Origin of the sequence: uncultured Thermosynechococcus sp., from assembly GCF_938074695.1 — a bacterium.
GTDB lineage: Bacteria > Cyanobacteriota > Cyanobacteriia > Thermosynechococcales > Thermosynechococcaceae > Thermosynechococcus.
Genome location: NZ_CALJEM010000057.1, coordinates 1 through 6,793, shown reverse-complemented (window position 1 = coordinate 6,793; position 6,793 = coordinate 1). Strand labels below are relative to the sequence as shown.

Here is a 6,793-nt window from a genome sequence, read left to right as displayed (position 1 = left end):
GAACCCGCCACGCCCCCAATTGCAGGGCGTTCTTTAAGGAGGTTAATCTCAATTGAGTACATCGGGAGTGCTCCTAAGCGCCACGCAGACTAAGACCAATCACCGTGCCTAGGGCAGGGCGTTTTTCAGAAGGAATCTCTTCGGGGGTTTGCAGTCCCAGCAAACTAATCGGGTCAACCAAAGTGGTGGCATAGTTCAGTCGCTGACTAAAGAACTCATCCACTTGACCAATACTGGCACCAGGGCCTGCCAGCAACAACTGGGAAACCTCTAGACTCTCCCCTTGGTTGAGGTAAAAGTCAATAGAGCGACGGATTTCATCGGCTAGATCGGAGAGAACTCGCAAAATAGCCGCACCACTGGGGTTGAGGGCACCCGTTACATCCATCGGCTCTAAGGGAACAGTCAGACCCTCAATCAGATCAACACCCATTGAAGGAGGCAGGTTCATGGCGCGACTAATGGCTTCTTGCATCCGCTCTTTGCCAATGGGTACTTTGCGGTTAAACTGGGGAATGCCATCCTTGACGATGCTGATCTCCGTTCCCTCATCGCCAATATCAATAATTGCTGCTGCTTCCCCCACAAACTGCTGGAGCAAATCCCGCAGGGTACGCATGAGGGCAAAGTTGGTCACCTCAAGGGCTGTCAGTTGCAAACCAGCTTGGGTAAAGGCATTGATATAGGCATCGGTGACTTCGCGGGGCGTGCCTACCAGCAAAATTTCCACCCGCTCAATGCCATCTTCATCAAGGGAGGTGCCTAGCTTTTGGTAGTCAACATCGGCTTCTTCACGGGGAAAGGGAAGGTACAGTGGAGCTTCCTGCATGAGAACCACTTCCCGCAATTCATAGTCGGGTAGTTCAGCCGGCAGGCGAATCAGGCGAATCACCGCTTCATTCATGGGAATGGCACTGATCACCTCTTTCTGTTTGATGCGCTTGTCCTCAATCCCTTGACGAATAGCATCGGCAACGGCGGTGGTGTCAATGATGCGGCCTTCTTCAATGGCGCCTTCACTGAGGGGGACTGAGGCCATGGCAGTTATTTTCAGACCCTGCTTTTGCCGCTGAAGCTGCACGATATTGACCCGCTCTGGGGTGAGTTCAATCCCCAAGCCCTGCCTTGGTTTTGCAAATAGTTTTCCCAGCACAGTATCACCCACGAGTGAACGGTCAAGTTTGCATTAGCGAGATGGTGTGAAGAGTGAATTGCGGAACAAAGCCGCGCCCTCCCCGATAGGGTTCCCTTGCTAAGGCAATCATAACCAATGGGCATCGACTCTTTCCAATACATTGGTATGGTTTGCAAAGTGGCTTTATGCAGAACTTGGAGGATATAGCCATTTCACACAGGCACAAGCGATCGCCCAATCTTCTTGCGTATGCACAACTAACACGCGCACGGGGGCATCCGCCGCCGCAAGGTCGCGATCGCCCGCTCCCTGTTCATTCGCTGCGCTATCTAACTCAATTCCCAGCCAACCTAGCCCTCGGCAGACATCGCGGCGCACACAGGCAGCATTCTCGCCAATTCCTGCGGTGAACACTAGCCCATCGAGACCCCCAAGGGCAGGCAGGAGGCTAGCAATGCCTCGCTGTAGCGAATAAATAAAACAGTCATAGGCCAACTGGGCTTGCGTATTTCCCTGATCGATGGCCGCCAAAATCTGCCGCAGGTCATTGCTGACCCCAGAGACCCCCAACAATCCCGATTGGCGATTCACCAGTTGATCTAGTTCTTCAATTGTCCTGCCGCGTCGCAACAAATAGAGCAAAATTCCCGGATCAATGTCACCACAACGGGTTCCCATCATGACTCCTGCTGTGGGGGTAAAGCCCATCGTCGTCTCCACAGAGATTCCTCCCTTAACGGCAGTGAGGGAACAGCCATTGCCAAGGTGACAGGTAATCAATCGCAACTCTGCTAAGGGGCGCTGCAATAGGTTGGCAGCCCGTTCACTGACGTACTGATGGCTAATGCCGTGGAAGCCGTAGCGTTGAATACCGTTAATTGTCAGTTCATAGGGAATGGCATAGGTACGCGCCACTGCCGGCAATTGAGCGTGGAATGCCGTATCAAACACCGCCACTTGGGGCGTTTGGGGACAGATCTCCGCCATCAATTCCATCCCTAGTAGGTTGGCTGGATTATGGAGCGGGGCATATTCACTAAATTCTCTAATGACTGCTTTGACCTGGGCATCCACGCCCACAGGGGCTTGGTAGCGGCTGCCGCCATGGACAACCCGATGACCGATGATCGTAATTTCTCCAAGGCTTGCAAGGATCTGGGTTGAACCGCCGGTGAGGGTCTCTAGGAGGGTTTTGAGCCAGTCCCGCAGGCCTGCGATCCCGCCCTCTGGATGAATTAAGTTGGCTTCGTAGCGCCGGTTGATAGTCGTCGCCTTCAGACGTGCCACAGTCGGGTTCTGTCCCCAGTCGAGGAGGCCTTGCCAAAAGGGATGGGGGGGTGTGACAGCTGGGGCGGCGATTTCAGGTGACAACCGATACAAACAGGCTTTCAGGCTACTAGAGCCAGCATTTAACACCAGCACCGTGATCATGGCAGGCCAGCAAAAGCATCGTCTCCATCCTAGCCAAGCCCCCTTGGGAACCATGCAGCCCAGAACACCTTGACCGCAAAAAGATAGCCCTAGAATTGGAACAGGCATTGGGGAAGGAGCATGTTTTGGGAAAAGCTTCAATGGCGGCGGCACGGTGTGTATCTCCTGCTGTTTCTACTGGGGCTGTTGATTGCGGCTGTGGTGTTCACTCAATTGCGATCGCACCCGCTTATCCGCCCTACCCTTGCGCCACTCCCCCAACATCCGCAAATTGCAGTGCACATGAACCACTCCCAAGCGCACCGCTATTCAGAACCCTATCGCCCCTATACCCGCGAAGGAGAAGACCTTGAGGCAATCATGATTGAGCAGATCGCCAAGGCGCAGCAAACCGTTGATGTGGCGGTGCAGGAGTTTCGCCTGCCAAATTTAGCAAAGGCCTTGGCAGCACGACAGCGGGCAGGGGTACGGGTGCGCGTGGTTATGGAAAATACCTACACAGCCCCCTGGGCAAACTACACGGCTGCTCAAGTGCGTGCCATGGATCCAAGGATGCGGGAGCGCTATGACGACTGGAAAGCGCTTGTGGATACCAATGGCGATGGCCAACTCAGCGCCGCCGAACTGAGCGATCGCGACGTGCAAACCATTCTCAATGAAGCCAAAATTCCTTGGATTGACGACACTGCCGATGGCTCTAAGGGCAGTCTGCTGATGCACCACAAGTTTATTGTGATTGACAATCGCCAAGTGATTGCGACGACAGCAAACTTTACCCTCAGTGATATCCATGGCGACTTGGGACGCCCCGATACCCGTGGCAATGCTAACTCCCTTTTGGTGATTGATAGCCCCGCCGTGGCACGCCTATTTACTGAGGAATTCAACATTATGTGGGGAGATGGCCCTGGTGGTCAGCCCAATAGTCGCTTTGGCGTCAAAAAGCCAGTCCGTCCTCCTCAACGGGTGGCGGTGGGCGATGCCATGGTGACGGTGCGCTTTTCCCCTAGTCCAGCCTCTCTCCCTTGGCCAGACACTACCAATGGCCTCATTGGGCAGACCCTAAGGCGCAGTCGCCAAAAAGTTGATCTTGCCCTCTTTGTTTTCTCTGATCAGGCATTGTCCGACGTGCTGGAAGAACGCCACAACCAAGGGGTGAACATTCGCGCCCTCATTGACTCAGGATTTATCTACCGTGACTTTAGCGAAGCCCTCGATATGATGGGGGTAGCAATGGCCAATACCGCCCAAGCCCGTCAAGGCAACTGTTACTACGAAGCCGGTAACCGCCCGTGGCAAAAGCCCCTTCAAACGGTGGGCACTCCCCTTCTGCCGCAGGGGGATAAGCTGCACCACAAGTATGGCATTGTTGATGATCGCATCGTGATTGTCGGTTCCCATAACTGGTCGGAGGCGGCCAATCGCGGCAATGATGAATTCCTGCTGGTCATTGAGCATCCAACGGTAGCAGCCCACTACGAACGCGAGTTTGAGCGGCTCTATAGCAATAGTCGTCTGGGGCTGCCGCAGCATGTTCGCGATCGCATTCAGCAGCAGTTGAGCGCCTGCGGCGGTAAGATTGCCACCCGACCTGCTCCCTCCTCCAGAACTCCTGCCGACACGCCCACTGCGCGGGTGAATTTGAATACAGCCACCGCAGCAGAACTGCAAACCCTACCGGGGGTCGGACCAAAGCTGGCGGCTGAAATTATCCGTGCCCGCGAGCAGAAGCCCTTTCAATCCTTAGCGGATTTAGATGCTGTCCCTGGGGTCGGGCCAAAGCTCCTCGAACGCTTGCGCGATCGCGTGACGTGGTAGCGTTCTAACTCAGTTAGACTTAACACTTCTTAATAAGTTACCAGGGTGGTAATCGGCACATCGGGAAGTTTCTGCCGCCCTCCCAACTCCGTCAGCTCCACAATAAAGGCAAACCCATGGAGTTCGGCTTGCGCTTGTTGAATTAGACCAGCAGCGGCGGCGGCTGTTCCCCCCGTGGCAATGACATCGTCCACGATCAACACCCGCTGACCCGGTTGCACGGCATCTTGGTGCATCTCCAAGCGATCGCGCCCATACTCCAGTTCATACTCCACAGCATAGACCGGTGCACAGAGTTTACCGGGTTTGCGCAAAGGGATAAAGCCTGCCCCCAAGCGATAGGCCAAGGGAGCGCCAAAAATAAATCCCCGTGACTCGATGCCGGCCACATAGTGAATGCCATCGTTAGCGTGTTTTTCCACCAATTGGTCAATGACGTAGCGCAGCCCCGCTTGATTTTGCAGGAGCGTTGTTAAATCCCGAAACAAAATGCCCGGCTTAGGGAAGTCTGGGACATCGCGAATCAGGGATTTGAGATCCATAGGTGATATAGTTCCAATCAGTTCAGAAGCATCCTATCTTAGATCTTGTCTAACGCCAAAAGTAGTGAGCAATAAAGATAACCGCCGATTCCCAAAGGGCAGGATGCACTTCTCTCCCTTTGCCTGCCGCCCATTTCACGATTGGATAGCTAATCAATCCTACCGCTAGCCCTTCACTCCACGGCAATTCCCGCTGCCGATTCGATATGGGTGGTCGCGGTGGCGGTGCCAAAGCAATCCCCCACAATTGTGCCCACCGCATCTGCCATCAATGCCCCCAAGGCACGGGGGAAATGTCCCTGCGGATTGAGGAACCGCCTATCCCCCCACCGCCGAGAGGGTGCCCACAGTGTCAAACGTATCGGTAAAAAGCAGTACTAAAGTGACCAAAGGAAAAGACCCCAACCGCCGGGGTTCCAATTCTCCAAAACCCACCAAAGCTTGACCAAAAAGATGGGACGGCCATTGCGGCCATGGGATGAAGCCAAGGGGCAGCCCCCCTAGCCATCCAGCTAACACTCCCCAAAAAAATTGCCTCCCGCACCTCCTTGGCATAGAGAAATGCCTTAACATCCTCCCCGGCCTGTTAGCTTGCGCCCGCGTATTCCTACTGTGAATGCCACCAGTGCCTCCGTAGAGAGTGAGGTGTGGGCCTGCTTGGCGTGTGAGTACCAACGTCTTCCCAGGTCAAGAGGTTGCTCCTTGGCGAGAGTTTTATTCAAGTTTATTTAAGTTTAGGGGGAGAGAAATAAGTTTGATAACGCTCGTGCTTGAGCCTAAAAAGAGGTTAGACACTTTATGTTGCAGTAGCCTTGAACCTTTTGGGAAAAGTTTCAATTAAGGTTGGAGTATGGATGTAAGGAAGATCACATCACTTTGCTCAAGTTATGGTTAGAGTATATCTAGTGCGTATAAGAGCCAAAACATTAACACCATACCCGGCTCAGCAGTAGCCATAACCAAGTTTTTGCAGTGAAAATAAAATCAAAGTAGGGGTAATAGAGGAGAGGCCAATGATGAAGAAATGGGGGCGCTCACTAAAACGTCGGTATCCCTCGGTGGGGTATCGGCAGCGGGGGTTTACTCTACCTTTAGTCTGGGGCATGGGGTTGATCATGATCGTAGTTGCCCTGACCCTGCTTTCGCGATCGCAACTGGATGTGAGCACCGCCAGCCTGCAAAGACAAACCCAACAGGCCTTTGCTGTGGCTGAAGGGGGCATGGCGCGCACGCTGGGGTTACTCAATGGCAACTACCAGATTCTCCTCCGCCGCACCTTCAACCCTGCCACCAATACAAACTTTAACCCGCCGCGCCCCTACCTCATTGATCGCTCAACGGATGCGACAAAAGTTGGCCAGCCCAATACAGAGGGTCGCAATGTCCCCGCTAAGAATGAGTGGACGGCGGAGAGCCTAGGTGCTGATGCGCCCCCCTGCTTTACCCTTGATAACCTGAATAGGATTGTTCTGAACGGCACGATTGGCACACCCGTTCAGGGCAGATACCGCGTTCTTTCGTATCTCTACGATGCCCCAACGCAAACAGGACACTTGTTAATAGAAGGCCGCCTAGCCAATGACTCGCCAGCCAATGCCTTCATCTGGCAAAAGATGGTGATTAGTGTTCCCTCTAACTTTCCCGGACTACTGGCGCAAAGGATTAACCTTGGCAACAATGATGTCTACGGCAATGTGATCTGTACCAATCCAGCCAACTGTGTGGTACCAAAGGCACAGTGTGTCAATGGCCAGCCGACACAACAGGGATTGCGCGCTGCCGTAGGAGCACTCAATAACTCAATTATTGAGGGGACGATCGCCATTAACAAGATTAACTTGCCCCCCTTTCCTGAAATCCCCAACCC

5 protein-coding genes and 1 pseudogene are annotated in these 6,793 nt (G+C 53.8%); 2 read left to right on the top strand and 4 right to left on the bottom strand.

Features of this window, described 5'->3' with window-relative positions; translation table 11 throughout:
• Nucleotides 1–73: 73 nt before the first annotated feature.
• Nucleotides 74–1,153, bottom strand: coding sequence for a type IV pilus biogenesis protein PilM (gene pilM, locus Q0683_RS08615; protein ID WP_298612885.1), 1,080 nt, complete (start codon nucleotides 1,151–1,153; stop codon nucleotides 74–76).
• A 165-nt stretch (nucleotides 1,154–1,318) separates the two neighbouring features.
• The gene (locus Q0683_RS08610; RefSeq protein ID WP_298612882.1) at nucleotides 1,319–2,566 is read right to left on the bottom strand and encodes an acetate/propionate family kinase; all 1,248 of its coding nucleotides are present in this window, start codon (nucleotides 2,564–2,566) and stop codon (nucleotides 1,319–1,321) included.
• A 120-nt stretch (nucleotides 2,567–2,686) separates the two neighbouring features.
• On the opposite strand from Q0683_RS08610, the gene Q0683_RS08605 reads away from it, so the two are divergent.
• Nucleotides 2,687–4,384 carry a phospholipase D-like domain-containing protein gene (locus Q0683_RS08605; RefSeq protein WP_298977307.1) on the top strand — a complete coding sequence of 566 codons (1,698 nt, stop codon included), beginning with the start codon at nucleotides 2,687–2,689 and terminating at the stop codon, nucleotides 4,382–4,384.
• A gap of 29 nt (nucleotides 4,385–4,413) precedes the next feature.
• On the opposite strand, the gene Q0683_RS08600 is transcribed toward Q0683_RS08605, so the two are convergent.
• Together Q0683_RS08600 and Q0683_RS08595 are read right to left on the bottom strand one after the other, a co-directional pair.
• Entirely contained in the window at nucleotides 4,414–4,926 is a 513-nt protein-coding gene (locus tag Q0683_RS08600) for an adenine phosphoribosyltransferase (RefSeq protein ID WP_298611399.1), read from the bottom strand.
• Nucleotides 4,927–5,244: 318 nt separating this feature from the next.
• Nucleotides 5,245–5,445: a hypothetical protein gene (locus Q0683_RS08595; RefSeq protein ID WP_298611402.1), complete on the bottom strand. Its 201-nt coding sequence runs from the start codon at nucleotides 5,443–5,445 to the stop codon at nucleotides 5,245–5,247.
• 494 nt (nucleotides 5,446–5,939) lie between these two features.
• Between Q0683_RS08595 and Q0683_RS08590 the strand changes: the two are divergent.
• A pseudogene (locus Q0683_RS08590) lies at nucleotides 5,940–6,793 on the top strand (hypothetical protein); the annotation flags it as partial.

Coding starts and splice junctions, on each gene's coding strand:
- Q0683_RS08610 (WP_298612882.1), bottom strand. CDS start 2,566: ATGATCACGGTGCTGGTGTTAAATGCTGGCTCTAGTAGCCTGAAAGCC.
- Q0683_RS08605 (WP_298977307.1), top strand. CDS start 2,687: ATGTTTTGGGAAAAGCTTCAATGGCGGCGGCACGGTGTGTATCTCCTG.
- Q0683_RS08600 (WP_298611399.1), bottom strand. CDS start 4,926: ATGGATCTCAAATCCCTGATTCGCGATGTCCCAGACTTCCCTAAGCCG.